We start from the raw sequence: 1,865 nt of genomic DNA, 5'->3' as shown, positions 1-1,865 counted from the left end.
TGGTCGACGGTGAGGATCTGTTGGAACGGCAGTCCGCCCGGTCCGCCGGCGGGGTAGCGGGTGCGCAGGGATTCGTGGCGTTCGAGGACGTCGGCCAGGGCGTAGCGCAGCGCGGACACGTCCAGGGCGCCGTGCAGGCGGATGGCCAGGGGGATGTTGTAGGCGGGGGAGGTGGGGTCGAATTGGTTGAGCACCCACATCCGTTGCTGGGCCAGTGACAGCGGGATGGGGTGGTCGCGTTCGGTGCGGGTCAGACGGGGGCGGGTGCCGCCGCCGGCGCCGGGCACCACCCGCGCGGCCAGCGCGGCCACGGTGGGTGCTTCGAACAGTTCGCGGACCACCACGTTCGCGTCGAGGGCTTCGTTGATGCGGGCGACGGCCCGGGTGGCCAGCAGCGAGTTGCCGCCCAGGGCGAAGAAGTCGTCGTCGAGTCCGACCTCGCTCGCGCCCAGCAGCCCGGCGAACACCTCGGCCACGGCCTGTTCCACCGGCGAACCCGGCGCCCGGAACGCGACGACGCTGTCCACGCGCGGGGCCGGTAGCGCGCGGCGGTCGAGTTTCCCGTTCGGGGTCAACGGCAACGTCTCCAGCACCACGATCGCGTCGGGCACCATGTAACCGGTCAAGAACTCCGCGACCTGCCGACGCAGCACCGACGCATCCGAACTCGTCCCGGCATCGGGCACCACATACCCGACCAAGCGGTCACCGGCGTGCTCGTCGGCACGCACCACCACCACCGCCTGACTCACCCCCGGACACCGCAACAACGCCGCCTCGATCTCCCCCAACTCGATACGGAACCCCCGCAGTTGCACCTGCTGGTCCCCGCGCCCGGCGTACTCGAGGGTGGCCAGGCCACCCAGACCCACCCACCGGCCGATATCGCCGGAGCGATACATCCGCGCACCCGGCGCACCGAAGGGATTGGCGACGAAGCGGGTAGCGGCCAGGCCGGGACGGCCGAGGTAGCCGCGGGAGAGCTGAGCGCCCGCGACGTAGATCTCTCCGGCGACGCCGACCGGCGCGGGGTTGAGGCGGTCGTCGAGCACGTACGCGTCCAAGCCCGGGATGGCGCGACCGATCACGCTGGCCGGGTTGTCGGCCATCTGCTCATCCAGCGACAGGTAGGACACGTGCACCGTGGTCTCGGTGATGCCGTACATGTTCACCAGCCACGGCGCGTCCACCGGGTGGCGCTCGTACCAGCGCTGCAACTGGCGCAGATCCAGTGCCTCACCGCCGAACACGACGTAGCGCAGCGCGAGTTCGCCCTGCTCGTCCGGGTGCGCGGCGCGGTCGGCCTCGGCGAGCTGGTAGAAGGCCGAAGGGGTCTGGTTGAGGACGGTGACCTGTTCGCGGATCAACAGTTCGCGGAACTGTTCCGGCGAGCGGGAGGTCAGGTAGTCGACCACGACGACGGTGCCGCCGTTGGCCAGCGCACACCACAGTTCCCACACCGAGAAGTCGAACGCGAAGGAGTGGAACAGTGTCCACACATCGGTTTCGTCGAACTCGAACAGCGACTGGGTGTTGGCGAACAACTCGACCACGTTGCGATGCGCGACCCCCACGCCCTTGGGCACACCGGTCGAACCGGAGGTGTAGATGACGTAGGCCAGGTTGTCCGGACGCAGCGGCACCACACGTTCGCGGTTGCGGACGCGGGCGTCGTCGTAGCCGGTGGTGTCCTCCAGCAAGAGGACCGGAATATTGCCCGCGGGTAGCGATTCCCGCTCGGTGGCGGTGGTCAGGATGCAGACCGGCGCGGCGTCATCGAGCATGAACTCCAACCGCTGCACCGGATACGTGGTGTCGATCGGCAGATACGCCGCACCCGCGGTCAACACACCCAACAGGGCGAC

Annotated in this window: 1 protein-coding gene; it reads right to left on the bottom strand. The window is 69.1% G+C overall.

Going from position 1 to position 1,865, the window contains the following annotated elements; translation table 11 throughout:
* A partial coding sequence (locus ABZ803_RS35230; RefSeq protein WP_357046207.1) for an amino acid adenylation domain-containing protein occupies positions 1-1,865 on the bottom strand: 1,865 nt, incomplete at both ends.

The sequence above is a fragment of the Nocardia sp. NPDC047648 genome (assembly GCF_040642815.1).
GTDB classification, from domain to species: Bacteria; Actinomycetota; Actinomycetes; order Mycobacteriales; family Mycobacteriaceae; genus Nocardia; species Nocardia gamkensis.
The sequence above is the reverse complement of the archived record's forward strand: the minus strand, read 5'-3'. Positions and strand labels throughout refer to the sequence as shown.